Origin of the sequence: Tabrizicola sp., from assembly GCF_041913445.1 — a bacterium.
Classification (GTDB): Bacteria; Pseudomonadota; Alphaproteobacteria; order Rhodobacterales; family Rhodobacteraceae; genus Tabrizicola.
This window is the reverse complement of record NZ_JAYSFG010000003.1, coordinates 99713-123859: the sequence shown is the minus strand read 5'-3', so window position 1 is coordinate 123859 and position 24147 is coordinate 99713. Positions and strand designations below refer to the sequence as shown.

Sequence of the window (24147 nt, the reverse complement as noted above, 5' to 3'; positions counted from 1 at the left end):
GCCTGCCCTCAGAACAGCCCGTCGCCGCCCTTGTCCTGCTCGACAACCTCGTCCGCGACCACCGCCGCGGCGCCACCGACGACCAGAGGCGCGCAGCCCGCCAGCGTCAGCATCAGAAGCGCCGCCATCAGCTTCAAACCCGTATTCCGCATCCTCGCCTCTCCCTGTTTTTCCGTTGGTTTCCAGATTCCTAACGCCCGCGACCAAGCCATTGATTCCAAAAAGATCCCGCCGTTTGTCCACCGTGGACAGATCAGAACTCCACCCCCGGCTGGCCCTTGATCCCGGCCCGGAACGGGTGCTTGACCAGCGTCATCTCGGTCACCAGGTCGGCGGCCTCGATCAGCTCTTCCTTCGCATTCCGCCCGGTCAGGACCACGTGGGTCAAGGGCGGCTTCTCCTGCTTCAGGAACTCCAGAACCTCCCCGATATCCAGGTAATCATACCGCAGCGCGATGTTGATCTCGTCCAGCAGCACCATCCGGATCGCCGGGTCCCGGATCAGCTCCTTCGCCTTCTCCCACCCCGCCCGCGCCGCCGCGATGTCCCGCGCCTTGTCCTGCGTTTCCCAGGTGAAGCCTTCCCCCATCGCGTGGAACTGGCAAAGGTCGCTGAAATGCCCGGTGATCAGCCGCCGCTCGCCCGTATCCCAGGCCCCCTTGATGAACTGGACGACGGCCGACGGCATCCCATGCGCGATGCAGCGCAGGATCATCCCGAATCCCGAGGACGACTTCCCCTTCCCCGCCCCGGTGTGGACGATGATCAGCCCCTTCTCCCCCTCTTTCCCCGCCATGATCTTGTCCCGCGCGGCCTTCTTCTTCGCCATCTTCTGGGCGTGGCGGGCAAGCTCGTCGGTGGCAGGCGCGGTCTCAGGCGTCGCAACAGGGTCGGTCATGGTCGGTCCTATCCTTGACAAGGAGGGGGTGCTTGCCTCAGGTGGGCTGGCGCTGGTGCCTGTTTATGACAGGCGAAGAGGGAATGCGACAGGTCGGAAACGACCCTAAGCAGCCGCCCCCGCGACCGTGACCGGAGAGGTCCCAAGGCCACTGGCGGATGCCGGGAAGGCGGGGGCCGTGGGGCCATCGCCCCGTATCCGCAAGCCGGGAGACCTGCCAGCGTGGACTGAAACCGGCGGACGGGGTGTTCCGCGACCGGTGATCGGCGGTGTCCCCGCCCCTCGCTGGCCCACCCTTTTCGCCTTTTGGAAGGCACCGATGGGCACGACCCTCTTCGTCTGCACCACCTGCAAGGCCGGCCAGCCGGTGCCCGAGGGCTCAACGCCCCCCGGCGCCCAGCTGCACGCCGCCCTCACCGCCGAAACCGCGCCCGAAGGCGTCCGCATCGTCGGGGTGGAGTGCCTCTCCGCCTGCAACACCGGCTGTGCCGTCTCGCTGACGAAACCCGGCGCCTGGTCCTACGTCTACGGCCGCCTCACCCTTGACGACGTCCCCGCGATCCTGGAAGGCGCCGGGAAATACGCTGACAGCCCCGACGGCATCGTTCCCTGGCGCGACCGCCCCACCGTCTTCCGCAAGCAATCCATCGCCCGCATCCCTCCCCTCCCGCCGCTCGAAGAGGCCGCCGAATGACCGATCTGACGAAAATCCCCGTGACCGTGATCACCGGCTTCCTCGGGGCGGGCAAGACCACCTTGATCCGCCACCTGATGCAGAACCCGCAGGGCAAGCGCCTGGCGATCCTGGTGAACGAGTTCGGCACCGTGGGCGTCGACGGCGACATCCTGAAGTCCTGCGCGGACGAGAACTGCCCCGTCGAGAACATCGTGGAGCTTGCCAACGGTTGCATCTGCTGCACCGTCGCCGACGACTTCATCCCGACGATTGAGCAGCTGATGGCCATGCCCCAGCGCCCCGACCACATCCTGATCGAGACCTCGGGCCTCGCCCTGCCGAAGCCCTTGCTCAAGGCCTTCGACTGGCCCGCGATCCGGTCGAGGATCACCGTCGACGGGGTCATCGCCCTCGCCGATGCCGAGGCCGTCGCGGCAGGCCGCTTCGCCCCGGACGTCGAGGCGGTCGAAGCCCAACGCGCCGCCGACGACTCGCTCGACCACGAAACCCCGCTCTCCGAGGTCTTCGAAGACCAGATCCTCTGCGCCGACCTGATCCTGCTCTCCAAGGCCGACCTCGCCGGGGAAGCGGGACTTGCGGCGGCAAAGGAGGTCATTACCGCCGAGATGAACCGCCCCGTCCCCATGCTCCCCATGACCGACGGCGTGATCGACCCGCGCGTGATCCTGGGCCTGAATGCCGCCGCCGAGGACGACCTCGCCTCCCGCCCCTCGCACCATGACGGCGAGGACGACCATGAGCATGATGATTTCGACTCCGTCGTCATCGACCTGCCCGAAGTCACCGACCCGGAGGCCCTGACGGCGGCCATCCAGCGCCTTGCCCGCGAACAGCACATCCTGCGCGTGAAGGGCCATGTCGCCGTCGCGGGCAAACCGATGCGCCTTCTCGTCCAGGCCGTGGGCGAGCGGGTCCGCACCCAGTTCGACAAGCCCTGGGGCACCGCGCCCCGCCGGTCGCAGCTGGTCGTCATCGCCGAGCATCACGACATCGACGAAGCAGCGATCCGCAAGGTCCTGGGGGCCTGACCGACGTGACCCACCCCTCCCCATCCCGCAGGCCGAAAGCGCCTCCCTCCCCCCAGCGTGGGGGAGGGTCGGGGTGGGGGGGCACCTCCGCCTGGGGGTCGTGACATGCACGTCGTCTTCCGCGAATCCCACGGGCTGGAGGAAACCGAGACCCCCTTCGACCTCGGTCAGGACCCGGCTGACCTCATCGTCCTCAGCTTCTCCGACAGCGATCTCGGCGCCTTCACCGCCGGGTATGAGCGCGCGCGCAAGATGGGGTTCCAACCCACCGTCCGCCTCGCCAACATCATCGCTCTGAAGCACCCCATTTCGGTCGACTCCTACGCCGAGCGCACCCTGTCCGGCGCAAAAGCGATCCTCGTCCGCCTGATCGGCGGCGAAGCCTACTGGCCCTACGGCCTCGCTACCCTGCAGGACCTCGCCCGCCGCAACGGCACCGCGCTCGCCATTCTCCCCGCCGACGGCCGCCCCGACCCGCGCCTCGACGAGCTGTCCACGCTCCCCGTCTCCACCCTTCGCCGCCTCCAGTCCCTCTGCGACGAAGGCGGGGCCGTCGCCGCCCATGCCGCCCTGGCGCAACTGGCGCTTGCCGCGGGCATCTACGCCGCGCCGGTCATGGGCGAGAAAACCGTCCCGCAGATGGGGTTCTATGACCCCGACCGGGGGGTCATCGCTGCGCCTGACCCAGGGAATTCCCGTCCCGGGCTTGACCCGGGACCTCTGCCCGACGCCAGCGCGCGCCTTAAGGGTGAAGAAGCCGCGCCACTCCCCGACCCGCAGTCCGCCTCTTTCAGGCCGGGCGCCCCCCCCCCCCCCCCCCACCCCCCGGGGGGGGGGGGGAGCCGCCCCGGCCAGCCGTCGCACTCAACCGCACCCACAAGCGCCTCCCTCCCCCCCACGTGGGGGAGGGCCGGGGAGGGGGGGCACCCGGCCTCCAACACCGCGCCCACGGCACCGCAGGGGACGCCCGCCAAAGGCCCCGTCCTCGTCACCTTCTACCGCAGCTACCTGACCTCCGGCGACACCGCGCCCGTGGACGCCCTGATCCACGCCCTCCGCGCCGCAGGGTTCCAGGCCTACGGCGCCTTCGCCCCCAGCCTGAAGGCCCCCGGCGTGGCCGACTGGCTCGCCGCCCACCTGACCGCGCACCCACCCGTGGCCGTGATCAACGCCACCGCCTTCTCCGCCAAGTCCGACGACGGCGCGACGCCCTTCGACGCGGCCACCTGCCCTGTCTTCCAGGTCGCCCTCTCCACCGCCCGCCGCCGCGACTGGGCCGCCTCCGACCGCGGCCTGTCGCCCGCCGACCTCGCCATGCACGTCGTGCTGCCCGAGGTCGACGGCCGCCTCTTCGCCGGCATCGTCAGCCACAAATCCCCCGGCAAGAAGCACCCCGAACTCCAGTTCTCCCGCTTCGCCCACCGCGCCGATGCCGCGCGCATCGAGGCTGTGGTCGACCGCGTCACCCACTGGCACCGCCTTGCCACCACCCCCGCGCCGGACCGCCAGCTGGCGATAATCCTCTCCACCTACCCCGGCCGCGCGCACCAGATGGCCCACGCCGTCGGCCTCGACGCCCTGGCCTCCACCGACCGCCTGCTCACGACCCTCGCCACCGAGGGCTACCAGGTCACGCAAGGCGTACCCCTCGCCGAAGCCCTGACCGAAACCCTCACCTGGCCCCTCTCCGCCTATGAGGCCGCCCTCGCAACCCTCCCTCACCAACTCCGCCAGGACCTGACCGAAGCCTGGGGCGACCCCGTCACCGACCCCTCGGTCCGGGACGGAGCCTTCCACTTCCCCGCCACCCGCCGCGGCCACGCCCTCGTCGCCCTGCAACCCGAACGCGGCGAGGTCCAGACCCGCGACGACAGCTACCACGACCTCTCCCGCACCCCGCGCCACGCCTATGTCGCCTTCTACCTTTGGCTCAGGTCGCAAGGCCTCCACGCCCTGATCCACATGGGTGCCCACGGCACGCTGGAGTGGCTCCCCGGCAAGTCCGTCGCCCTGTCCGACACCTGCTGGCCCGAGGCCCTGATCGGCCCCCTGCCAGTCATCTACCCCTTCATCGTCAACGACCCCGGCGAGGCCGCCCAGGCCAAGCGCCGCATCGGCGCCGTGACCCTCGGCCACCTGCCGCCGCCGCTGACGCAAAGCGTGGTCCCCCCCGAACTGCAGCGCCTCGAACGGCTCCTCGACGAATACTCCACCGCCGACGGTCTCGACCCCGCCCGCCGCACCCGCCTCATCGCCTCAATCCGCGACGAGGCCGCAGCTTCGGGCGTCGCCGCCGACCTCGGCCTCGCCCCCAACGCCACCCCCGCCGAAGCAATCACGAGGATCGACCGCTTCGTCTGCGACCTGAAGGAAAGCCAGTTCGGCCAGGGTCTCCACATCTTCGGCGACGGGGCAGGGGAACGCGAAGGCCTCCTCACCGCGCTCAACGGCCACCGCGTCCCCCCCGGCCCCGCCGGCTCCCCGAACCGGGGCCGCAGCGACGTCCTCCCCACCGGCCGCAACCTCTTCTCCGTCGACCCCCGCGCCGTACCCAGCCGCAACGCCCACGCCCAGGGCGTCAAGCTGGCCGAGGAACTGATCCGCCGCCATCTGCAGGACCACGGCGACTACCCGCGCGGGCTGGTCGTCGACCTCTGGGGGTCAGCGACCATGCGCACGGCGGGCGAGGAATTCGCGATGGCCCTCCACCTCGCAGGCCTCGCCCCGAAATGGGACGAAGGCTCAGCCAGAGTCTCCGGCTTCGAGATCCTCCCCCTCGCCCTCCTTGGCCGGCCAAGGATCGACGTCACCCTCCGCGTCTCCGGGCTCTTCCGCGACGTCTTCCCGACCCTCGCCCAACTCTTCGAGGCCGGGGCCGAGGCCCTCGCCCAGCGTGACGAGACCCCCGAGGACAACCCCTACACCACCCGCGAAGCCCGCGTCTTCGGCCCCAAACCCGGCCTTTACGGCCTCGGCATGGGCACCGCCGCCGACACCTTCACGGATGAGGCCCGCGCCGCCGCCGGGGAGGCGTGGCTCAACGCCTCCTCCTGGGCGATCGGCCCCGACGGCCAGTCCCATGAGGCCCGCGCCGCCCTCGAACAACGCGTCCTCGCGTCAGACAGCTTCGTCCACGCCCAGGACCTCCCCGAAACCGACGTCCTCATCGCCGCCGATTACGCCGCCCACGAAGCCGGTTTCGCCGCCGCCGTCGCGAAACTGGGCGGAGCCAAACCCACCCTCTACCACCTCGACGCGACCCGCCCCGACACCCCCCACGCCCGCACGCTGACGGAAGAAATCGCAAGGGTCGTCCGCGCCCGCGCCGCCAACCCCCAGTGGGCCGAAGGCATGATGAACCACGGCTTCCGCGGAGGCGCAGAAATCGCCGCCACCCTCGACCACATGGCCGCCTTCGCCCACCTTGCGCAGGTCGTCCCGCCGCATCTCTTCGACCTCTACCACGACGCCACCCTTGGCCGCGACGAGGTCCGCGACTTCCTGAGCCGCGAGAACCCCGCCGCCCTCGCCGCCATGGAAGACCTCTTCCGCCGCCTCCGCGACGCCGGTCTCTGGCAGACCCGCCGCAACTCCATCGCTGCAAGGCTGGATGGTGCAGCATGACCCCTGCCTTTCACATTTGCTCAAATATCCCCGCCGGAGGCACGGCCCGAGCCGGTTGCGCGCCCTTCGCGCGCAGAGGCGAGACAAAAGGCTCGCGCGAAGCGCTCAATTTGAAACCCGCCCCAACCCGGAAACACAGCGCATGACCGCTTGGGAGATCAAGGGCTGGTGCCCCGGCGCCCTCCGTCCGATGCAATCCGGCGACGGCCTCGTCGTCCGCATCCGCCCGCCACTCGGCCGCTTGACCCCCGCACAGGCCAAGGCCATCGCGCAAGCGTCAGAGACCCACGGCAACGGCATCATCGACCTCTCCGCCCGCGCCAACCTGCAGCTGCGCGGCGTGACCGAGGCCTCCCACCCCCGCCTCATCGACGACCTCCGCGCTCATGGCCTCGTCGACCCGAACATCGAAACCGAAACTCTCCGCAACCTCATCGTCACGCCGTTTCGGACCAGCCCCCCACCCCCATCCCCTCCCCACCGGGGGGAGGGGAGCCGCAAAGGCCAACCGGTCCTCACAACGCTCGCCCCAAGCGCCTCCCTCCCCCCCACGTGGGGGAGGGGGCGCCCCCACCCCCCCCCGTACCACACCACCCCCCCCACCAGCCCCCCCCCCCCCCCCCGGGGGGGGGTGGGGGGGGGGGGGGGGGCACCCGGCCAGCCCAGAAGACGACACCGACCGCCTCGCGCCCACCCTCACCGCCGCCCTCACCCGGATGCCGCATCTCCCCGGCAAGTTCGGCTTTGCCCTCGACACCGGCCCGCGGCCGGTCCTGACCGGGGCCTCCGTCGACATCCGCGTCGAACGCAGCTCGGACGGAAGGCTCATCCTCCGCCCCGACGGCCACCCCCACGGCCTACCCGTCACCGACCTCGCCCAGGACGCCGTCGCCATGGCCCACTGGTTCGTCGCAAACGGCGGCATCACCGATGGCCGCGGCCGCATGGCCGCCCTCATCGCCAAGGGTATCGCTCCACCAAACTGCACCCTCGCCCCCGCCGAACCCCTCCCGACCCCAGTACCCGGCCTCCACCCCGACGGAGCCCTCGTCGCCCTCGCCTTCGGCCAGATGCGCGCGGAGACGCTGCACCAACTCGCCGCCCTGAACCACGACCTCCGCCCGACCCCCTGGCGCATGCTCCTTCTCGTCGGCGCTACGGCGCTCCCCACAATCCCCGGCCTCATCACCGACCCCTCGGACCCAATCCTGAGGATCACCGCCTGCACCGGCGCCCCCGCCTGCCCTCAGGCCCTCGGCGACACCCGCAACCTCGCCCGCCAGTTCGCCCCGCACCTCGCGCCAAGCCAAACCCTCCACATCTCCGGCTGCGCCAAGGGCTGCGCCCACCCCACCGCCGCCGAGACTACTCTCACCGCCACCGGCCAGGGCTACGACCTGATCCGCAACGGCACCGCCCATGACACGCCCAGCCTGCGCAACCTCTCGCCGCAGGCGATCCTCGACCACTTGAAGGCCCCGAATGCCCCATACCTATGAAACCGACGGCGCCGCGATCTACGTCCAAAGCTTCGCCATGATCCGGGCCGAGGCTGACCTCGCCCGCTTCACGCCCGAGGAAGAGATCGTCGCCGTCCGCATGATCCACGCCGCCGGGATGGTGGAGCTTGCGCCCCACATCCGCTTCACCCCCGGCATGGCCATCGCCGGCCGCGCCGCGCTGGAAGACGGCGCGCCGATCCTCTGCGACGCCCGCATGGTCAGCGAGGGCATCACCCGCGCCCGCCTGCCCAAGGACAACGCCGTCATCTGCACCCTGCACGACCCCAAGGTGCCGGCGCTCGCGAAAGAGATGAAGAACACCCGCTCCGCCGCAGCCCTGGAACTCTGGCGCCCCCACCTCGCCGGGGCCGTGGTCGCCATCGGCAACGCCCCCACCGCGCTCTTCCACCTCCTCAACATGCTGGAAGACCCTGCCTGCCCCCGCCCCGCCGCCATCATCGGCTGCCCCGTGGGCTTCGTCGGTGCCGCCGAGTCCAAGGACGCGCTGATGGAGGCACCCCCGGCCCCCAGCGTGATCGTCAAGGGCCGCCTCGGCGGCAGCGCGATCACCGTGGCGGCGGTCAACGCGCTGGCCTCGCGGAAGGAATGACCATGCCCGTCACCCTTTGCCTTGGCGTTGCCCCCCACCCCTCTCCCCTCCCCGCAAGGGGGAGGGGAAGCGTCTTGGGCAACCCGTGCGTTCAACACCGGCCGTCGCTGGTACTGACCCCACCAACCCCGTGCCTCCCCTCCCCCCCGTGGGGAGGGGATGGGGGTGGGGGGCTCCTGCGCGCACAGAAGGGGAGCCGCACATGGGACGCGTGATCTGTGCGGGCCTCGGCCCCGGCGACCCGGAGTTGATGAGCCTCAAGGCCGCCCGCACCATCGGGTCCGCCAAACATGTCGCCTACTTCCGCAAGGAAGGCCGCGCCGGCCAGGCCCGCCGGATCGTCGAGGGCATGCTCCCCTTGGACGCCATCGAATACCCGATGGAATACCCCGTCACCACGGAGCTTCCCTTCGACAGCCCGGACTACACCCAGGCGCTCGCCCGCTTCTACGACGACTGGGCCAACCGGCTGGCCCAGTTGGCGCTGACCGAGGACGTGGTGGTCCTCTGCGAAGGCGACCCCTTCTTCTACGGAAGCTTCATGCACCTGCATTCCCGCCTCCAGGGCCGCGTGCCCGTGGAGGTCATCCCCGGCATCACCGGCATGACCGGCTGCTGGAACGCCACCGACACGCCGATCACCTGGGGCGATGACGTGCTGACCGTCCTCATGGCCACGCTGCCCGAGGACGACCTCGTCCGACACATGGACCAGGCAGACGCGCTGGTCATCATGAAGACCGGCCGCAACCTCCCCCGCGTCCGCCGCGCGCTGGAGCGGACGGGCCGGCTCCACGCCGCCTGGATCGTGGAACGCGGCACCATGCCGGGCCAACGGGTCGCCCGCCTCGCTGACGTCGACCCGAACGACTGCCCCTACTTCGCCATCGTCCTCGTCCACGGCCACGGCCGCCGCCCGGAGATCCTGGAATGACCGGCTGGCTGGCCATCGCGGGCCTCGGGCCGGGGGATGACCGGCTGGTCACGCCCGAGGTCTCCGAGGCCTTGTCACAGGCCACCGACGTCGTCGGCTACATCCCCTATGTCGCCCGCGTCGCGCCGCGCAAGGGCCTGACCCTCCACCCCTCGGACAACCGCGTCGAGCTCGACCGCGCCCGGGCCGCGCTGGAGATGGCCGCCGCGGGTCGGAAGGTGGTCGTCGTCTCCTCCGGCGACCCCGGAGTCTTCGCCATGGCCTCCGCCGTCTTCGAGGCGCTGGAGGGCCGTCCGGACTGGCAGGCCTTGGACATCCGCGTCCTGCCCGGCATCACCGCCATGCTCTCCGCCGCCGCCGCTGCAGGCGCCCCCCTGGGCCACGACTTCTGCTGCATCAACCTAAGCGACAACCTGAAGCCCTGGGAGATCATCGAAACCCGCCTCCGCCACGCCGCCCGCGCCGATTTCGCGATGGCCTTCTACAACCCGCGCTCCGCCAGCCGCCCCGAGGGCTTCGTGAAAGCCCTTGCGACCCTCCGCGAAGAATGCGGCCCGGACCGCCTGATCACCTTCGCCCGCGCCGTCTCCACCCCCGAGCAGCGCCTGACCACCGTCACCCTGGGCGAAGCCACCCCCGAAATGGCCGACATGCGCACCGTGGTCATCGTCGGCAACTCCGCCACCCGCCGCGTCGGCCCCTGGGTCTACTCGCCCCGGAGCGTGAAATGAGGGGCGCCAAAATCCTTCGAAGGATTTTGCAAGACTTTTCGAAAAGTCTTGGTCCCGGCTCAGCCGCTCAGCCAAGCCATGACTGCTTGAACACTTCGCGCCACCGGACGCTCTGGCACCCAGGGCCGGTCGATCAGGATCACTGGCAGCGCCAGCTCCCGTGCCGCCACCAGCTTCGCCTCCGCCCCCGCGCCGCCTGCGTTCTTGGCGACGATCACCTCGATCCGGTGGTCTGTCAGCAGCTTCCGGTCGCCCTCCACCGTGAACGGCCCCCGCGCGATCACCGCCTCAGCCCGGGACAGGGGGAGGGGTTCGGTCGGCGGGTCCACCAGCCGGAGCAGGTAATGGTGCTGCGGGGCCACGGCGAAAGCGTCGAGGGTCTGCCGCCCGATGGCGAGGAAAACCCGGCGTGGTGCTTCCCCCAGAGCCGCCACCGCACCGGAAAGGTCCGGGACATGGGTCCAGCGGTCACACTCGGCAGCTTGCCACGGCTCCCGCTCCAACGCTATCAGCGGGATTCCGGAGGCCGCGCAGGCCTCCACGGCGTTCCGGCTCATCTGCGCCGCGAAGGGATGGGTCGCGTCGATCAGATGGGTGATGCCCTCGGCCTTCAGGTACGCCGCCAGTCCCTCTACGCCACCAAACCCGCCGATGCGGACCGGCAAGGGCTGCGCGACCGGGTTTTCCGTCCGTCCCGCGTAGGAATAGACCGCGTCCACCCCGTCCTCCGCCAGGGCGCGGGCCATGCGGGCGGCCTCGGTGGTGCCGCCCAGAAGCAGGACACGGGGCGGAAGGACGGGCGGCATGGCTGATCCCTGGCTGACGATCATCGGTCTGGGCGAAGATGGACCGGAGGCGCTGTCGCCCGCAAGCCGAGACGCACTCTCCGCCGCCAAGGTAATCTTCGGCGGCCCGCGTCACCTCGCGCTGGTGGATGCAGCCGGGAAGGGCCAGCCCTGGCCCGTGCCCTTCGACCCGACCCCCGTCCTGGCCCATCGCGGCGCGCCCACTGTCGTCCTCGCCTCGGGTGACCCGTTCTGGTTCGGCGCAGGAGGTAGCCTGATGGCCCACCTTGCCCCCGGCGAATGGACTTCGCACCCCGCGCCCTCGACCTTCCAGCTGGCCGCCAACCGCCTTGGCTGGCGTTTGGAGGAGGTGCTTTGCCTCGGCCTCCACGCCGCGCCGCTCTCCCGGCTCCGCCCGGTCCTTGGCAAGGGAGTCCGCGCAATTTGCACGCTGCGGGACGGAGCCGCCGTCGCCGACCTCGTCGCTTGGCTCGCCGCCAACGGCCACCCCAACGCCCGCCTCACCACCCTCGAACGCCTGGGCGGCCCCCAGGAGCGCATCACCCAGGGCCTGCCCACCGGTCCCATCGCCGCCCCCGTCTCCGCCGCCATCGAGGCCAACGACCCCGGCCTCCCCCGCGCCTCGGGCTTGCCGGACGAGCTCTTCCAGCACGACGGCCAGATCACCAAGCGCCCCGTCCGCGCGCTGACCCTTTCCGCCCTCGCCCCGCGCGCAGGCGAAATCCTCTGGGACATCGGCGCGGGCTCCGGCTCGATCGGCATCGAATGGCTCCTCGCCGGTGGCGCCCGGGTCGAGGCTCTTGAAGCCGACCCCATTCGCGCCGCCCGCGCCCGGGGAAACGTGGAATCCTTCGGCCTATCCCACCGCCACCGCCTGACCGAGGCCCGCGCGCCCGAAGGACTGCAGGGCCTGCCCACCCCCGACGTCGTCTTCATCGGCGGCGGCGCGTCCGAACACCTCCTGAACGCCCTTTGGGACCTCATCCCTCCCGGCACGCGGCTTGTCATGAACGCCGTCACGCTGGAGACCGAAGCCCTTGTCCTCGACTGGTCCGCCCGCCACGGTGGCCACCTTCTCAGGATCGAGCTGTCAGAACCCGCCGCCATCGGCCGCAAGCGCGGCTGGAAGGCCGCCCTCCCCATCCTGCAATGGAGCGTCACCCGATGATCGTCGCGGGATTCGGCTTCAGGACGGGCGCGACGCTCGATGCGCTGCAGGATGCGCTGGCGCGGGCTGGCGGGCCTGCCGGAGTGACGCATCTGGCGACGGTCGCGACCAAGGCGCAGGAGCTGCAGGTCCTGGGTCAGGCGCTGTCCCTTCCGGTGGTGGCGCTTGACATGGAAGCGCTGCGCGGGGTCTGGACGCCGACGCGGTCCGACCGGGTGGCGGCGCTGTTCGGGACGGGATCCCTGGCCGAGGCAGCGGCCCTGGCGGCGGCTGGGCAGGGCGCAAGGTTGCGGGGTGCCCGGGCGGTGTCGGCGGACGGGACGGCGACAGCGGCCATTGCGGAGGGCCTGGAGTGACGGGCGGTTATCAAATTGAGCGCCTTGCGGCGCAAGCCTTTTGTCTCGCATTTTGCGCGCGAAGGGCGCGCAACGGCTCGGACGGCCTCCGGCGGGGATATTTGGGCAAATGTGAAAGGGCAGGGGTTCACCTCTGCAAGGGTGCGGCATGACCGTCCATTTCATCGGGGCCGGACCGGGCGCGCCGGACCTTCTGACCCTGCGGGGGCGCGACCTGATCGCCGCCTCTCCGGTGTGTCTGTATGCCGGGTCCCTGGTGCCAGAAGGGGTGCTGTCGCATTGCCCGCCCGGCTGCCGGATCGTGAACACCGCGCCCCTGTCGCTGGACGAGATCGTGGCCGAGATCCAGGCGGCCCATGCGGCCGGGCAGGACGTCGCGCGCCTTCATTCCGGGGACCTGTCGGTCTGGTCGGCGATGGGCGAGCAGCTGCGGCGGCTGCGCGAGTTGGACATCCCCTATGACGTGACGCCCGGCGTGCCCTCCTTCGCGGCAGCGGCGGCGGCGCTGGGGGTGGAGCTGACCCTGCCGGGCCTCGCGCAATCGGTCGTCCTAACCCGCACCGAGGGCCGCGCAACCCAGATGCCCCCGCGCGAGAACCTTCCGGCCTTCGCCGCGACCGGGGCGACCTTGGCCTTGCACCTCTCGATCCACCTGATCGACAAGCTGACCGAGGAGCTGATCCCCCACTACGGCGCGGATTGCCCCGTGGCCGTGGTCTGGCGCGCAAGTTGGCCCGACCAGAGGATCATCCGGGCAACGCTTGCCAACCTCAAGGCCTCGGTCCCGGATGAGGTGGAACGCACCGCCCTGATCCTCGTCGGCCCCGCGCTGGCGCAGGAGGGGTTCGAGGAAAGCCGTCTCTACGCCGGGGACTACGACCGACGCTATCGCCCGGTCGGCACCCACCCGCGTTTCCCCGGAACCGGCAGATGATCCCCGGGCTTCTGGTCGCGGCTCCCGCCTCTGGCACTGGCAAGACCACGGTCATGCTGGGGCTTCTGGCTGCGTTGCGGGAGAGGGGGCTCAAGGTCCAGCCCTTCAAGAACGGGCCGGACTATATCGACCCGGCCTTCCACCGGGCGGCATCGGGGCGCGAGTCGTTCAATCTTGATAGCTGGGCGATGCCAGGAGCGATGCTGGACGGGATGCTTGCCGCCGCCGAGGGCGCGGACCTGGTGCTTGCCGAAGGATCGATGGGCCTGTTTGACGGCGTGGCTGCACCGGGGGCGACCGGGAATGGCGCGTCGGCGGACCTTGCGGCGCGGATGGGTTGGCCGGTCGTTCTGGTGATCGACGCCTCGGGCCAGGCGCAGACGGCGGCGGCGGTGGCGCAGGGGCTGGCGCGGTTCCGCCCTGGAGTGACGGTGGCCGGCGTGATCCTGAACCGTATCGCCTCGCCCCGGCATGAGGCCCTGATCCGCAACGGCATGGAGGAGGCGGGCCTGCCCGTGCTGGGCGTCCTGCCGAAACGCGCGGCCATCGCCATGCCGGAGCGGCACCTCGGGCTGGTCCAGGCCGAAGAGCAGCCCGCCCTGCAGGCGCTGATCGCCGAAGCGGCGCAGCTGATGCGCGAGGGCGTGGACCTCGACGCCCTGATCGCGGCGGCCCGGACGACCGCAGGCCTCGCGACCCCGGCGAAGATCATCCCCCCTGGCCAGCGCATCGCCTTGGCCCGCGACGCGGCGTTCAGCTTCGTCTACCCCCACCTCCTGCACGGCTGGCGGGCGGCGGGGGCCGAGGTGCTGCCCTTCTCTCCCCTCGCCAATGAGGCCCCCGATTCCGGCGCCGATACCTGCTGGCTGCCCGGCGGCTACCCGGAACTCCACGGCGCAACCCTGGGCCAGGCCGAGCGCTTCCGCACCGGCCTCCGAGCCTTTGCCGAGACGAAACCCGTCCATGGCGAGTGTGGCGGCTACATGGCGATGGGCGAGGCGATCGTCGACAAGGACGGCACCCGGCACCGGATGGCGGGGCTTCTCGGCCTCGTCACCAGCTTCGAGAAGCGGAAGATGCACCTGGGCTACCGGCTGGCCCAGCTTTCGCAGCCAATCCCCGGCCAGGCCGCGGGCACCCGGCTGCGGGGCCATGAGTTCCACTACTCCACCATCCTCGACCAACCGGACGCCCCCCTGGCCCAGGTCACCGATGCCACCGGCGCCGCCGTCGCCGAAACCGGCTCCACTCGACTCCAGACCGGCGGCGGGCTATCGACCGGCACCTTCTTCCACCTGATCGCAAGCGCATGAAACCACCTGTCCCGCCTGGCCCCGGAATTTTCAAAAATTCCGGTTCGGAGCCTTCGAAGGCTCCGGTCCGATTTCTTCGAAGAAATCGGGGGCGCGGATGACCGGCTTCGTCACCTTCGTCTCTGCCGGACCCGGCGACCCGGACCTGCTGACCGTCAAGGCGGTGAAGGCCCTTGCCCGCGCCGATGCCGTCCTGTTCGACGACCTGTCCTCCGGCCCGATCCTGGCGCTGGCGAAACCGGGGGCCGACCTGGTGGGCGTCGGCAAGCGGGCCGGCCGCGCCTCGCCCAAGCAGGACCACGTGAGCCGCCTTCTGGTCGACTACGCCCTGACCGGCGCGCACGTCGTCCGCCTGAAATCCGGTGACTCAGGCATCTTCGGCCGACTTGAAGAGGAACTCACCGCCGTCCGCGCCGCCGGGATCGCCTGCGAGATCATCCCGGGCGTCACCTCCGCCTCGGCCGCCGCCGCCGCCGCGGGCATCCCCCTCACGAGACGCCAGCACGCGCAGCGCGTCCAGTTCATCACTGCCGCCGACGTGACCGGCAACCTGCCGCCCGGCCTGAACATGGCGGCGCTCGCCGACCCGCAGGCCACCACTGTCATCTACATGGGCAAGCGCACCTTCCCCGCGCTGGCCGAGGCGCTGATCGCCCACGGCCTGCCGCCCACGACCCCCGCCCTCTTGGCCGAATCCGTCTCGACGCCCGAACAGACCCTCCACCGCTCCACCGTCGCCGATCTCGCCGCCCGGCTGGCCGAGGACCGCTCGCCCCTGCCCGGCCTGATCCTCGTCGGCAACCTCGCCGAGGGGACGGAATGACCACCCTCTGGCTGATCGGCATCGGCACCGGGAATCCCGACCACGTCACCGGCCAGGCCATCAAGGCCTTGAACGCGGCCGACCTGATCCTGATCCCTCGCAAGGGCACGGCGAAATCCGACTTGGCGGAGGTGCGGGAGCTGATCCTGTCGCAGATCCTGACCGCCCCCGTCCCCGTGGCCGATTACGACGTCCCGCAAAGGGCCGACCAGGAGGACTACCTCGGCGCGGTGAACGACTGGCATGACGCCATCGCCAAGGTCTGGGCCGAGACCATCGCCGCCCACCGCCCCGACGCACAGAACGTCGCGCTCATGGTCTGGGGCGACCCCTCGTTGTACGACAGCACGCTGAGGATCGCCGCCCGCCTGCCAGGTCTGACCGTCAAGGTCATCCCCGGCATCACCAGCTTGCAGGCCCTCACCGCTGCCCACGCGATCCCACTGAACACCCTCGCCGCGCCGGTGACCATCACCACCGGCCGCCAGCTTCGCGACCACGGCTGGCCCGAGGGTGCGACGACGCTCGCCGTGATGCTGGACAAGGGCGGGGCCTTCACCGTGCTGCCGCCCGACACCGAAATCTGGTGGGGCGCCTATGTCGGCATGCCCGAGGAAACCCTGATCCATGGCACGCTCGCCGAAGTCTCCGACCACATCCTCGCCACCCGCGCCCGGCTCCGGGCCGAACACGGCTGGATCATGGACATCTACCTCCTCCGCCGGGGCGGCGATGTCTGACCTGCTGCGCCGCGCCCTCCCGGTCTACGGCCTGCCCGAGGACACGCCCCTCACCCTCCTCAACCGCTCGGAAAATGAGACTTGGGCAGCCGGAGACCTCATCCTCCGCCTCCACCGCCAAGGCTACCACACCAAACCCGAGATCGCCTCTGAACTCGCCTGGCTGACCGCGTTGCAGGACCTTCCCGGCCTGAACACAACTCGCCCGATCCCCGGCGCACAGGGCCTTGTCACCGAACTGGACGGCCGCTTCCTGGTTGCCTTCGCGCCCATCGACGGCCAGGAACTCCAGCCCGGGGACAACCTCGCCCGCTGGTTCGCGCCCTTGGGGGAAATCACCGCCCGTCTGCACCTCCACGCCCGCCAATGGACCCCGCCCAAGGGCTTCACCCGCAAACGCTGGAATGTGGAGACCATCCTCGGCCCCCACCCGCACTGGGGCCACTGGCGGCAGGCGCAGGGGCTGGACCGGGACGGCGAAACACTCCTTGCCCGCGCGACCGATGCGCTGACCACGAAGCTTCACGCCTACGGCACCGGACCCGAGACCTTCGGCCTCATCCATGCCGACCTGCGTCTGGCGAACCTGATGGTCGACGGCGACGCCCTCACCGCCATCGACTTCGACGACTGCGGCTTCGGCTGGTGGGCCTATGATCTCGCTTCGGCGCTGAGCTTCATCGAGACCGACCCGCGCCTGCCCGACCTCATCTCCGCCTGGGTTCAGGGCTACACCCGCATCGCCCCCCTGCGGCCCCAGGACCGCGCGATGATCCCCTCGCTGATCTTCCTGCGACGGGTGCTGCTCACCGCCTGGCTCTCGACCCGCGCGGACAGCGACACTGCGCAGGACCTCGGTGGCCCGGCCTATACCTACGGCACGCTGGAGCTGGCGGACCGCTACCTCACCGACGGGCTGAAGGCGTTTCTCCCCTGACCGCTCCTCAAGCGGGGAGGGACGAAGTCCAACGACGAGCCGCTACTCTTTCAGCAGCAGGAACAGCGCCAGGACCGTCATCGCCACGCCCACCAGGACCATGCCCGGCTGCACCAGCCCGTGCAGGACGACCTCCCACAGCGCGACCCAGCTGGGGACGAGGTAGGTATAGGCCATCACCTTCGCCGCCGGCAGCCGCAGGGTGGCATATTGCAAGAGCACGAAGGTCATCGCGCTGGCCGCCACCGCGACATAGACCAGTGTCACCCAGACGATCCCCGGCAAGGCCGCCCAGTCCGTCGCTATGACGGCGGGCCAGGCGTACAGCGCCAGAAGCGCCGTCCCCGCCACCATCATCCCGAAGGTAAAGACCACTGCCGGCTCGCCCCGGTTCAGCTTGCGGACCAGGGGGGCATAGGCCGCATGGGCGACGCAACCCACGAAATAGATCGCCTCGCCCCGCCCGACCTGGAACGCCATCAGCGCCGCGAAGTCCGCGCGGAAGATCACCCAAAGCGCCCCGGCCCCGCCGATCATCAGGGCCATCGCCATCCGCCCGGTCAGCCGCTGCCGCAGGAACAGCCAGCCGAACCCGGCGGCCATAAGCGGGGTCAGCGTGAACACCGCCGCCGCCGACACGGGGGCCGCCGTCTTCAGCCCCTCGAACATCAGCACGAAATACGCGCCCAACAGCCCGCCAAGCACCAGATACCGCCACGGCGCCACCCAGGCGCTGCGCGGGATGCCCGTCGTAGCTACCGCCGCCACGCCGACCAGCACCCCGGCAAGGATGAAGCGCACCACCGACAAGGCCCCGGGGTCGATGTGCGGCGCGGCCAGCACGCCCAACGAGAAGGACCCCGCCACCAGCGCCGAGAAGGCCAGCATCGCCAGATGCCCACGCGCGGGCTCGGACACGCCCGCCAGCATCGGACCCGACAGATTCAGACGCAGGACTTCCACTCCTTCGCCGCATCCTTCAGATGGACCAGGAAGGCCTGGACCTTGCGCGTGCGGTGCAGGTCCACATGCGTGACGATCCGCAATTGCGATTCCCACTCAGGCCGCGGGGGCAGGATCTCGACCAGGTCGGGGTCCTCCATGGCGCGGATGCTCATCATGAACCCGATCCCCGCGCCCTGGCGCACCGCCTGCTCCAGCGCGGCGACCTCGGTCGCAGCATAGGTGATCTGATCGGGCTGGACCGTCGCCCGCAGCCAGCGGTGGAACGGGGCCCGGGTGACCTCGGCGTCCGTGCAGACGAAGCGGTGACCGGCAAATTCCGCCTCGGACGCGGGTCGGCCGTATCGCTCGACATAGGACCGCGAGGCATAAAGCCCCGCCTGCATCCGGGTCAGCGGCTGGACCACGTTGTCAGGCTCCTCGGGGGCCGAGCCCGCCCGGATCGCCACATGTGCCTCGCCGTAGTCCAGGCGGAAGACGCGCATGTCGGTCAGGAACCGCACCCGGACCTCGGGGAATTTCTCCTGAAAGCTGACCATCACCGGGGTCAGCAGATCCGCCAGCCCCGCGATCGAGGTCACCACAAGCTCGCCCGCGACCGTTTCGCCCTGGCCCTTGATCCGGCTGACGAGATGGGCGAACTGCTCTTCGGTCGTCTGCGCCACGGCCAGAAGGTCCCGCCCCGACTCGGTCGGCGTGTAGCCCCGCGCGTGGCGCTGGAAAAGCTTCGCGCCCAGCCTGCGTTCCAAGGCGTCGATGTGCCGGATCACCGTCGCATGGTGGACGCCCAAGACCTCGGCCGCGCCCGAGACCGTGCCCAGCCGCGCCACCTGGAATGCCGTGCGGATTTCGTCCCAGTTCTCCATCCCTGACCCCCTGTGGTGCATCTGCGCACATGAACCCAGCTTGACAGCCGATTTGCAAGGGCAAAGCCGGGTTCGGCGGCTTGACGGGCAAACTCAGGACCCGGCAAGTTCGCCCGAACGGAGCAAGCCATGCAGGTCACACAGGAAACGCCCGCCCGGTTGGTCCTTGAACAACGCCCCTGGGTTCTGGGTGCCGTCCTGGGCGTCTGCATCGTGATCCTTCTGGCCCTGGCAATGGTCCTGTGGCGCGAAAGCGCCTGGCTGACCTTGGGCTTCGGCCTTGCCGCCCTGCTGCTTGCGGTCTGCCTTGTGCTTTTCGTCCAGCGGGTGATCGTGATCTTCGACCGCGCCGCCGGGGCCATGGTGATCCGGACCCGCAGCCTGATGGGCGAGGACGAGAAAACCCTGCCGCTGACCGACATCCTGCGGGCCGAGGTCGAAACCTCGCGAAGCACCTCGACCTCGAACGATGGCAACCTCTCGGTCAGCGTGACCCATCGGACCGTGCTGGTGACAGGCGCTGGCCCGCTGCCCCTGACCCAAAGCTCAAGCGCGGGCGCGTCTGCCGAAGTCAATGCCGCCGCGATCAACCGCTGGCTCGCTGCGTCTGACGGACCGCCGGGCGCTTGACTTGACCGGGAGCATCGCCCTTTCTGTCCGGCAAACGGGAAAGGTGCGCGCGTGTTCGAAGACCGGCCGATCTACGGCCATATCCGGTTCTCATTCTACGGTGTCACCGACACGGTCGAGCGTCCGGACGAGGACGGATCTGCCCTGGCCCGGCTTTACGATGAGACCCGCATGGCCCGGCGGTTCTTCCTGTTCGAAAACCTGACCCTTCCCAGCCTGATCCACCAGACCGATGGCGGCTTCAAGACCGTCATCATGTCCTCGGACGTGATGCCCGACCGCTACAAGGACAGACTGAGCAAGCTGGCCGAGCGCCTGCCCGGTGCCGTGGTCGAATATTCGCCACACCGGCACGGCGACCAGGCCTTCCACCGCTTCGTGATCGAGGCCGCGGGCTACAAGGTTCGCGGCAGCTCGGTGCATTTCCGGCTGGATGACGACGACGCCGTGTCCGTCAACTACATCTCGCGCCTGCGCCATGTCAGCCGGGTGCTCTCGCCCTCGACCCATATCACCTTCCCGACCGGCATCTTCCTCTTCCCGGCCCGGCCCGACGCGCCGGACGGGGTGTCGATGATGCAGCAGCGCTTCCTGACGGCAATCGGCCTGGCAACGGTGAACGGCGGCGGGTTTCACAAGAACCCCTACCAGATGATGCACGGCAACGTCTGGACGCGCTGGCCGGTCGTCTCCGACCCGACCTTCTTCTCGCATATCCGCACCCAGCATTTCGAGAACGACACCGTCCTGCGCCAGGACAAGATCATCGGGGCGCTGCAGCGGGAACGCACCAGCCGCCGTGGCCACCGCCACGCCGCCGTCGTCGACAAGGCGCTGGCCGTCAACTTCCCCTGGATCGACCGAGAGACGCTGGACGGCCTTCTCGCCCGTTGCGACGCGGTCCGGTCTCTGGACGACCTGCCGCCGGTCGCCTGACGCTTAGGGTCGCAGGCTTGACCGGGGGCACGCGCCCGTCACACTGTCGGCCCACCAGACAGGAGGGGACCAGGGTGCCATCCGCAAACGTCATCATGGCCCCGCCCGGTTCGGTGCGATGACAGGGCCGCTGCACCTGCCGATGGGCCTGATGTGGAACATGCCGGTTCCCGTGGCCTGTTCGCTGGCCGTTGCGGCCGAGGGGATCGCCGCCACCTGCGGCCAGTGCCCATTGGACGATGCAGGCCAGGTGCAGTCGCCCGGCGATGCACAGCAGCAGGCCGTGCTCATCGCCCGGATGGGGCAGGGGGTCCTTGCGCACCTGCCGGGGTTCGAGCCAGCGCTGCTGACCGTCTACCATGACTGCGCCGACCCGGCCGAAGTGCTTGAACCCCTGGCCGCCGCCTTCCCCGGCGCGGCTCTCGCTCCGGTCCCTCTGCCGCATTTCTACTACCCCGGCATGCGGATCGAAGTCGACCTCTACGCCATCGCCGCCAGCCCCCGGACGACCCGCCACAGCGCCGGGCCCGCCAGCCTGACGCTGGTCGAAGGCGGCCCGCTCATCCTCTGCCATCTCTCCGGCCCGGACATGGCGTCCTGCCTGCCACTTCTCTCCCACATCGACGAAAGCCGGCTTCTCATGGCCCAGTGGTTCGCTTCCGACGCCCCGCCGAGCCACATTCCCGATCCTGACGCCCGCGTGATCCCGCCGCGGCCCGGAGTCACCGCGGTCCTGACCCTCGCTTCCACGCCCGTCTGCGCCACCACCACGCCCGGCGGTGCGATCCTGCGGCAGGCAGGCCGCTTCGCCTGGATGTCGGCGTCCGGCACTTCCGCCGACCTCGCCCTGGCCGCGCACCAGGCGATGGACGCGCTTGCGCTGGACCGGATGCCCCACCTCACGCCGCTGAAGGCGACCACCCACTACGCCGGAGGACCGGGACCCGAGGACCTGCACGGCAACCTCGCCGTTCGCCACGCCCGCTTCCCTCGCCCCGGCCCCGGCTCGACCGGGGTCCCCGTCACCGCCCTCGCGCAGGCCACCCTGGCCATCGACATGCTCGGCGTCATTGACTCCCCCGCCGCTTCGGCGTAATCCCCGCCCCAATTCCCCGGAGGCATCAGCTTCCGGTCCCTTGGCCATTGCCCGGGATCGCCATCCGTCAGCGCGTCTGCGCCCACGGGTGCGCTTCCGCTTTGCAGCAAGGTTTCGCCGCCCCATATCGGGGCGAACGCTAACGAAAGGGTGACGCGATGTTCGAAAGTCTCTCCGAACGCCTTGGCGGCGTCTTCGACCGGCTCACCAAGGCCGGCGCGCTGACCGAGGCCGACGTCGTCACCGCGCTGCGCGAAGTCCGCGTGGCCCTGCTCGAGGCCGACGTCTCCCTCCCCGTCGCCCGCGACTTCATCAAGCGCGTTACCGAAAAGGCCACCGGCGCCGCCGTCACCAAGTCGATCACCCCCGGCCAGATGGTCGTGAAGATCGTCCATGACGAGCTGATCCGCGTCCTGGCCGGCGACGACGCGCCCGAAGCGCTGAAGATCGACAACCCGCCCGCGACGATCCTGATGGTCGGTCTGCAGGGCTCGGGCAAGACGACCACCACGGCCAAGCTCGCCAAACGGCTGAAGGAAAAGAACGGCAAGAAGGTCCTCTTGGCCTCGCTCGACACCAACCGCCCCGCGGCGATGGAGCAGCTGGCGATACTCGGCACCCAGATCGGCGTCGACTCGCTGCCCATCGTGAAGGGCGAAACCGCCGTCCAGATCGCCAAGCGCGCCAAGACGCAAGCCAATCTCGGCGGCTATGACGTCGTGTTCCTGGATACCGCCGGACGACTGCACATCGACGAAGTCCTGATGGACGAAGTCCAGGCCGTCCGCGACATCGCCCAGCCGCGCGAGACGCTCCTCGTCGTCGACGGCCTCACCGGCCAGGACGCCGTCAACGTCGCGACCGAGTTCGACGGCAAGGTCGGCATCTCGGGCGTCGTCCTGACCCGGATGGACGGCGACGGCCGCGGCGGTGCCGCCCTTTCGATGCGCGCCATCACCGGCAAGCCGATCCGCTTCGTCGGCCTTGGCGAGAAGATGGACGCCATCGAGCCCTTCGAGGCCGAACGCGTCGCAGGCCGCATCCTCGGCATGGGGGACATCGTCGCCCTGGTCGAAAAGGCGCAAGAGACGTTCGAGGCCGAACAGGCCGAACGCATGGCCAAGCGCTTCGCCAAGGGCCTCTTCAACATGAACGACCTGAAGATGCAGCTCGACCAGATGCTGAAGATGGGCGGGATGCAGGGCCTGATGGGCATGATGCCCGGCATGGGCAAGATGTCCGCCCAGGCCGAGGCCGCGGGCCTGAACGACAAGATGCTCCACCACCAGATCGCGCTGATCAACTCGATGACCAAGAAGGAACGCGCGAACCCCGACATGCTGCAGGCCTCGCGCAAGAAGCGCATCGCCGCTGGCGCGGGTCTCGACGTCGCCGATCTCAACCGCCTGCTGAAACAGCACAAGCAGATGGCGGACATGATGAAGAAGATGGGCAAGGGGGGCATGATGAAGAACATGGTCAAGCAGCTCCTCGGCAAGGGTGGCATGCCCGACCCCTCGAAGATGTCCCCCGAACAGCTGGCCGAGATGGCCAAGGGCATGCAGGGCGGCCTTGGCGGCATGGGCGGCGGCCTTCCCCCCGGCATGGGCGGCTTCCCGCGCGGGATCACCCTGCCTGCGGGCCTGTCGGGGCTGATGCGGAAGAAGTGATGCCCCAGACCGCGCACCAGATCACCATGACGATCCCGGTCATCGAGACCGAGCGTCTGGTGCTGCGCGAACCGCGCGAGGCGGACTTCCCCGCCATGCTCGCTTTCAACGACAGCCCCCGTGCCGCGTTCGTCGGCGGCGGGCGAGACCGGCAATGGGTCTGGCGCGGTCTCCTCGCAAACATCGGCCACTGGGTTCTGCGGGGCTACGGCTTCTTCTCGGTCGACACCAAGGCAGGCGACTTCATCGGTCGCATCGGGATGCTCTACCACGACGGCTGGGACGAGCCCGAACTCGGCTGGCACCTCTTCGACGGCTATGAAGGCCAGGGCTACGCCGTGGAAGCCGCCCGCGCAGCCCGCGACGACTACCACGCCCGCATCTCGGCCCAGCCTCCGATCAGCTACATCGACCCGGCCAATCCCCGCTCGGAAGCTGTTGCGCGTCGTCTTGGCGCCAAGCCCGAGCGCCAGTCCGAGGTGTTCGGAACCTTGATCAACATCTGGCGCCACCCTTCCCCGGGGGCCGTCGCATGACACCGATTGCACGTCACACCACCAGGAGGGGGGCCTGATGGACACCGCGACCAAGGCAGCGGACCTGCTGAAACATCACCGCGAATCGATCGACCGGCTGGACGCGATCCTCGTCTTCACGCTGGCCGAACGGTTCAAGCACACCCAGGCCGTGGGGAAACTCAAGGCCGAACACGCCCTTCCGCCGTCGGACCCGGCGCGCGAAGCACGGCAGATCGAACGGTTGCAGCGGCTGGCCGAAGAGGCCGACCTCGACCCGGAGTTTGCCAAGAAATTCCTGAACTTCATCATCAGTGAAGTTATCAGGCACCACGAAACCTTCCAGAAATGACCGGGATGTCCCGGCCCA

General features: G+C 69.7%; 25 protein-coding genes, 1 pseudogene and 1 riboswitch. Of the genes and pseudogenes, 21 read left to right on the top strand and 5 right to left on the bottom strand.

The features are described from left to right. Nucleotides 1-8: 8 nt before the first annotated feature. Together ACE3Q6_RS04775 and cobO are read right to left on the bottom strand one after the other, a co-directional pair. Entirely contained in the window at nucleotides 9-152 is a 144-nt protein-coding gene (locus ACE3Q6_RS04775; RefSeq protein WP_374429183.1) for a hypothetical protein, read from the bottom strand. A gap of 101 nt (nucleotides 153-253) precedes the next feature. Next, nucleotides 254-898 carry a cob(I)yrinic acid a,c-diamide adenosyltransferase gene (gene cobO / locus ACE3Q6_RS04770; RefSeq protein WP_374429178.1) on the bottom strand — a complete coding sequence of 215 codons (645 nt, stop codon included), beginning with the start codon at nucleotides 896-898 and terminating at the stop codon, nucleotides 254-256. A gap of 36 nt (nucleotides 899-934) precedes the next feature. After that, a riboswitch (cobalamin riboswitch) is annotated at nucleotides 935-1135 on the top strand. Nucleotides 1136-1217: 82 nt separating this feature from the next. Between cobO and ACE3Q6_RS04765 the strand changes: the two genes are divergently transcribed. The 8 genes and pseudogenes from ACE3Q6_RS04765 to cobJ all read left to right on the top strand — a co-directional run bounded on the left by ACE3Q6_RS04765 (nucleotide 1218) and on the right by cobJ (nucleotide 10024). Then, complete coding sequence (locus ACE3Q6_RS04765; protein ID WP_374429174.1) at nucleotides 1218-1592, top strand: DUF1636 family protein; 375 nt, start codon at nucleotides 1218-1220, stop codon at nucleotides 1590-1592. Further along, nucleotides 1589-2623 carry a cobalamin biosynthesis protein CobW gene (gene cobW, locus ACE3Q6_RS04760; protein ID WP_374429170.1) on the top strand — a complete coding sequence of 345 codons (1035 nt, stop codon included), beginning with the start codon at nucleotides 1589-1591 and terminating at the stop codon, nucleotides 2621-2623. The genes ACE3Q6_RS04765 and cobW overlap by 4 nt, the downstream gene beginning before the upstream one ends. Before the next feature lie 105 nt (nucleotides 2624-2728). Beyond that, the gene (cobN, locus tag ACE3Q6_RS04755) at nucleotides 2729-6247 is read left to right on the top strand and encodes a cobaltochelatase subunit CobN (protein ID WP_374429166.1); all 3519 of its coding nucleotides are present in this window, start codon (nucleotides 2729-2731) and stop codon (nucleotides 6245-6247) included. Next, nucleotides 6234-6572: pseudogene (locus ACE3Q6_RS04750) on the top strand (hypothetical protein); the annotation flags it as partial. The gene cobN and the pseudogene ACE3Q6_RS04750, both read left to right, overlap by 14 nt. Before the next feature lie 391 nt (nucleotides 6573-6963). Continuing rightward, nucleotides 6964-7746 carry a hypothetical protein gene (locus ACE3Q6_RS04745; RefSeq protein ID WP_374429163.1) on the top strand — a complete coding sequence of 261 codons (783 nt, stop codon included), beginning with the start codon at nucleotides 6964-6966 and terminating at the stop codon, nucleotides 7744-7746. After that, nucleotides 7730-8359: a precorrin-8X methylmutase gene (locus ACE3Q6_RS04740; protein WP_374429160.1), complete on the top strand. Its 630-nt coding sequence runs from the start codon at nucleotides 7730-7732 to the stop codon at nucleotides 8357-8359. The genes ACE3Q6_RS04745 and ACE3Q6_RS04740 overlap by 17 nt, the downstream gene beginning before the upstream one ends. A 202-nt stretch (nucleotides 8360-8561) precedes the next feature. Beyond that, nucleotides 8562-9293, top strand: a complete 732-nt coding sequence (locus ACE3Q6_RS04735; protein ID WP_374429158.1) for a precorrin-2 C(20)-methyltransferase — start codon at nucleotides 8562-8564, stop codon at nucleotides 9291-9293. Continuing rightward, nucleotides 9290-10024 carry a precorrin-3B C(17)-methyltransferase gene (cobJ, locus tag ACE3Q6_RS04730; protein ID WP_374429156.1) on the top strand — a complete coding sequence of 245 codons (735 nt, stop codon included), beginning with the start codon at nucleotides 9290-9292 and terminating at the stop codon, nucleotides 10022-10024. Before ACE3Q6_RS04735 ends, cobJ begins: the two co-directional genes overlap by 4 nt. A gap of 59 nt (nucleotides 10025-10083) precedes the next feature. On the opposite strand, the gene ACE3Q6_RS04725 is transcribed toward cobJ, so the two are convergent. After that, the gene (locus ACE3Q6_RS04725; protein WP_374429154.1) at nucleotides 10084-10830 is read right to left on the bottom strand and encodes a cobalt-precorrin-6A reductase; all 747 of its coding nucleotides are present in this window, start codon (nucleotides 10828-10830) and stop codon (nucleotides 10084-10086) included. Between ACE3Q6_RS04725 and cbiE the strand changes: the two genes are divergently transcribed. The 7 genes from cbiE to ACE3Q6_RS04690 all read left to right on the top strand — a co-directional run bounded on the left by cbiE (nucleotide 10829) and on the right by ACE3Q6_RS04690 (nucleotide 17101). Then, nucleotides 10829-11998, top strand: coding sequence for a precorrin-6y C5,15-methyltransferase (decarboxylating) subunit CbiE (gene cbiE, locus ACE3Q6_RS04720; RefSeq protein ID WP_374429153.1), 1170 nt, complete (start codon nucleotides 10829-10831; stop codon nucleotides 11996-11998). The genes ACE3Q6_RS04725 and cbiE overlap by 2 nt on opposite strands. Beyond that, entirely contained in the window at nucleotides 11995-12354 is a 360-nt protein-coding gene (locus ACE3Q6_RS04715; protein ID WP_374429152.1) for a cobalamin biosynthesis protein, read from the top strand. Before cbiE ends, ACE3Q6_RS04715 begins: the two co-directional genes overlap by 4 nt. A 148-nt stretch (nucleotides 12355-12502) precedes the next feature. After that, nucleotides 12503-13288, top strand: a complete 786-nt coding sequence (cobM, locus tag ACE3Q6_RS04710; protein WP_374429151.1) for a precorrin-4 C(11)-methyltransferase — start codon at nucleotides 12503-12505, stop codon at nucleotides 13286-13288. Then, on the top strand, nucleotides 13285-14601 hold the full coding sequence (locus ACE3Q6_RS04705; RefSeq protein ID WP_374429150.1) for a cobyrinate a,c-diamide synthase: 1317 nt from the start codon (nucleotides 13285-13287) through the stop codon (nucleotides 14599-14601). Before cobM ends, ACE3Q6_RS04705 begins: the two co-directional genes overlap by 4 nt. 97 nt (nucleotides 14602-14698) lie before the next feature. Continuing rightward, nucleotides 14699-15424 carry a uroporphyrinogen-III C-methyltransferase gene (gene cobA, locus ACE3Q6_RS04700; RefSeq protein WP_374429148.1) on the top strand — a complete coding sequence of 242 codons (726 nt, stop codon included), beginning with the start codon at nucleotides 14699-14701 and terminating at the stop codon, nucleotides 15422-15424. Next, nucleotides 15421-16164 (top strand): precorrin-6A synthase (deacetylating), encoded by a 744-nt coding sequence (gene cobF, locus ACE3Q6_RS04695; protein WP_374429146.1) that lies wholly within the window; start codon nucleotides 15421-15423, stop codon nucleotides 16162-16164. Before cobA ends, cobF begins: the two co-directional genes overlap by 4 nt. After that, on the top strand, nucleotides 16157-17101 hold the full coding sequence (locus ACE3Q6_RS04690; protein WP_374429144.1) for a phosphotransferase enzyme family protein: 945 nt from the start codon (nucleotides 16157-16159) through the stop codon (nucleotides 17099-17101). Before cobF ends, ACE3Q6_RS04690 begins: the two co-directional genes overlap by 8 nt. 42 nt (nucleotides 17102-17143) lie before the next feature. On the opposite strand, the gene ACE3Q6_RS04685 is transcribed toward ACE3Q6_RS04690, so the two are convergent. Continuing rightward, complete coding sequence (locus tag ACE3Q6_RS04685; RefSeq protein WP_374429674.1) at nucleotides 17144-18031, bottom strand: DMT family transporter; 888 nt, start codon at nucleotides 18029-18031, stop codon at nucleotides 17144-17146. Nucleotides 18032-18045: 14 nt separating this feature from the next. Beyond that, nucleotides 18046-18930, bottom strand: a complete 885-nt coding sequence (locus tag ACE3Q6_RS04680; RefSeq protein WP_374429142.1) for a LysR family transcriptional regulator — start codon at nucleotides 18928-18930, stop codon at nucleotides 18046-18048. A 129-nt stretch (nucleotides 18931-19059) separates the two neighbouring features. Between ACE3Q6_RS04680 and ACE3Q6_RS04675 the strand changes: the two genes are divergently transcribed. From ACE3Q6_RS04675 to ACE3Q6_RS04650, 6 genes are all read left to right on the top strand, one after another. Further along, on the top strand, nucleotides 19060-19560 hold the full coding sequence (locus ACE3Q6_RS04675) for a hypothetical protein (protein WP_374429140.1): 501 nt from the start codon (nucleotides 19060-19062) through the stop codon (nucleotides 19558-19560). Between the two features lie 51 nt (nucleotides 19561-19611). Further along, nucleotides 19612-20496, top strand: coding sequence for a glycosyltransferase (locus tag ACE3Q6_RS04670; RefSeq protein WP_374429138.1), 885 nt, complete (start codon nucleotides 19612-19614; stop codon nucleotides 20494-20496). A 118-nt stretch (nucleotides 20497-20614) separates the two neighbouring features. Beyond that, nucleotides 20615-21592: a hypothetical protein gene (locus ACE3Q6_RS04665; protein WP_374429133.1), complete on the top strand. Its 978-nt coding sequence runs from the start codon at nucleotides 20615-20617 to the stop codon at nucleotides 21590-21592. 158 nt (nucleotides 21593-21750) lie between these two features. Further along, a complete protein-coding gene (ffh, locus tag ACE3Q6_RS04660) occupies nucleotides 21751-23262 on the top strand; it encodes a signal recognition particle protein (RefSeq protein ID WP_374429129.1) in 1512 nt (503 codons plus the stop codon). Continuing rightward, entirely contained in the window at nucleotides 23262-23798 is a 537-nt protein-coding gene (locus tag ACE3Q6_RS04655; protein ID WP_374429123.1) for a GNAT family N-acetyltransferase, read from the top strand. Before ffh ends, ACE3Q6_RS04655 begins: the two co-directional genes overlap by 1 nt. 37 nt (nucleotides 23799-23835) lie before the next feature. Next, on the top strand, nucleotides 23836-24129 hold the full coding sequence (locus tag ACE3Q6_RS04650) for a chorismate mutase (protein ID WP_374429118.1): 294 nt from the start codon (nucleotides 23836-23838) through the stop codon (nucleotides 24127-24129). Nucleotides 24130-24147 lie beyond the last annotated feature (18 nt).

What these genes read in the sequence shown, in the direction of transcription:
- ACE3Q6_RS04775 (WP_374429183.1), bottom strand. Translation starts at nt 152, where the DNA reads ATGCGGAATACGGGTTTGAAGCTGATGGCGGCGCTTCTGATGCTGACG.
- cobO (WP_374429178.1), bottom strand. Translation starts at nt 898, where the DNA reads ATGACCGACCCTGTTGCGACGCCTGAGACCGCGCCTGCCACCGACGAG.
- ACE3Q6_RS04765 (WP_374429174.1), top strand. Translation starts at nt 1,218, where the DNA reads ATGGGCACGACCCTCTTCGTCTGCACCACCTGCAAGGCCGGCCAGCCG.
- cobW (WP_374429170.1), top strand. Translation starts at nt 1,589, where the DNA reads ATGACCGATCTGACGAAAATCCCCGTGACCGTGATCACCGGCTTCCTC.
- cobN (WP_374429166.1), top strand. Translation starts at nt 2,729, where the DNA reads ATGCACGTCGTCTTCCGCGAATCCCACGGGCTGGAGGAAACCGAGACC.
- ACE3Q6_RS04745 (WP_374429163.1), top strand. Translation starts at nt 6,964, where the DNA reads ATGCCGCATCTCCCCGGCAAGTTCGGCTTTGCCCTCGACACCGGCCCG.
- ACE3Q6_RS04740 (WP_374429160.1), top strand. Translation starts at nt 7,730, where the DNA reads ATGCCCCATACCTATGAAACCGACGGCGCCGCGATCTACGTCCAAAGC.
- ACE3Q6_RS04735 (WP_374429158.1), top strand. Translation starts at nt 8,562, where the DNA reads ATGGGACGCGTGATCTGTGCGGGCCTCGGCCCCGGCGACCCGGAGTTG.
- cobJ (WP_374429156.1), top strand. Translation starts at nt 9,290, where the DNA reads ATGACCGGCTGGCTGGCCATCGCGGGCCTCGGGCCGGGGGATGACCGG.
- cbiE (WP_374429153.1), top strand. Translation starts at nt 10,829, where the DNA reads ATGGCTGATCCCTGGCTGACGATCATCGGTCTGGGCGAAGATGGACCG.
- ACE3Q6_RS04725 (WP_374429154.1), bottom strand. Translation starts at nt 10,830, where the DNA reads ATGCCGCCCGTCCTTCCGCCCCGTGTCCTGCTTCTGGGCGGCACCACC.
- ACE3Q6_RS04715 (WP_374429152.1), top strand. Translation starts at nt 11,995, where the DNA reads ATGATCGTCGCGGGATTCGGCTTCAGGACGGGCGCGACGCTCGATGCG.
- cobM (WP_374429151.1), top strand. Translation starts at nt 12,503, where the DNA reads ATGACCGTCCATTTCATCGGGGCCGGACCGGGCGCGCCGGACCTTCTG.
- ACE3Q6_RS04705 (WP_374429150.1), top strand. Translation starts at nt 13,285, where the DNA reads ATGATCCCCGGGCTTCTGGTCGCGGCTCCCGCCTCTGGCACTGGCAAG.
- cobA (WP_374429148.1), top strand. Translation starts at nt 14,699, where the DNA reads ATGACCGGCTTCGTCACCTTCGTCTCTGCCGGACCCGGCGACCCGGAC.
- cobF (WP_374429146.1), top strand. Translation starts at nt 15,421, where the DNA reads ATGACCACCCTCTGGCTGATCGGCATCGGCACCGGGAATCCCGACCAC.
- ACE3Q6_RS04690 (WP_374429144.1), top strand. Translation starts at nt 16,157, where the DNA reads ATGTCTGACCTGCTGCGCCGCGCCCTCCCGGTCTACGGCCTGCCCGAG.
- ACE3Q6_RS04685 (WP_374429674.1), bottom strand. Translation starts at nt 18,031, where the DNA reads ATGCTGGCGGGCGTGTCCGAGCCCGCGCGTGGGCATCTGGCGATGCTG.
- ACE3Q6_RS04680 (WP_374429142.1), bottom strand. Translation starts at nt 18,930, where the DNA reads ATGGAGAACTGGGACGAAATCCGCACGGCATTCCAGGTGGCGCGGCTG.
- ACE3Q6_RS04675 (WP_374429140.1), top strand. Translation starts at nt 19,060, where the DNA reads ATGCAGGTCACACAGGAAACGCCCGCCCGGTTGGTCCTTGAACAACGC.
- ACE3Q6_RS04665 (WP_374429133.1), top strand. Translation starts at nt 20,615, where the DNA reads ATGACAGGGCCGCTGCACCTGCCGATGGGCCTGATGTGGAACATGCCG.
- ffh (WP_374429129.1), top strand. Translation starts at nt 21,751, where the DNA reads ATGTTCGAAAGTCTCTCCGAACGCCTTGGCGGCGTCTTCGACCGGCTC.
- ACE3Q6_RS04655 (WP_374429123.1), top strand. Translation starts at nt 23,262, where the DNA reads ATGCCCCAGACCGCGCACCAGATCACCATGACGATCCCGGTCATCGAG.
- ACE3Q6_RS04650 (WP_374429118.1), top strand. Translation starts at nt 23,836, where the DNA reads ATGGACACCGCGACCAAGGCAGCGGACCTGCTGAAACATCACCGCGAA.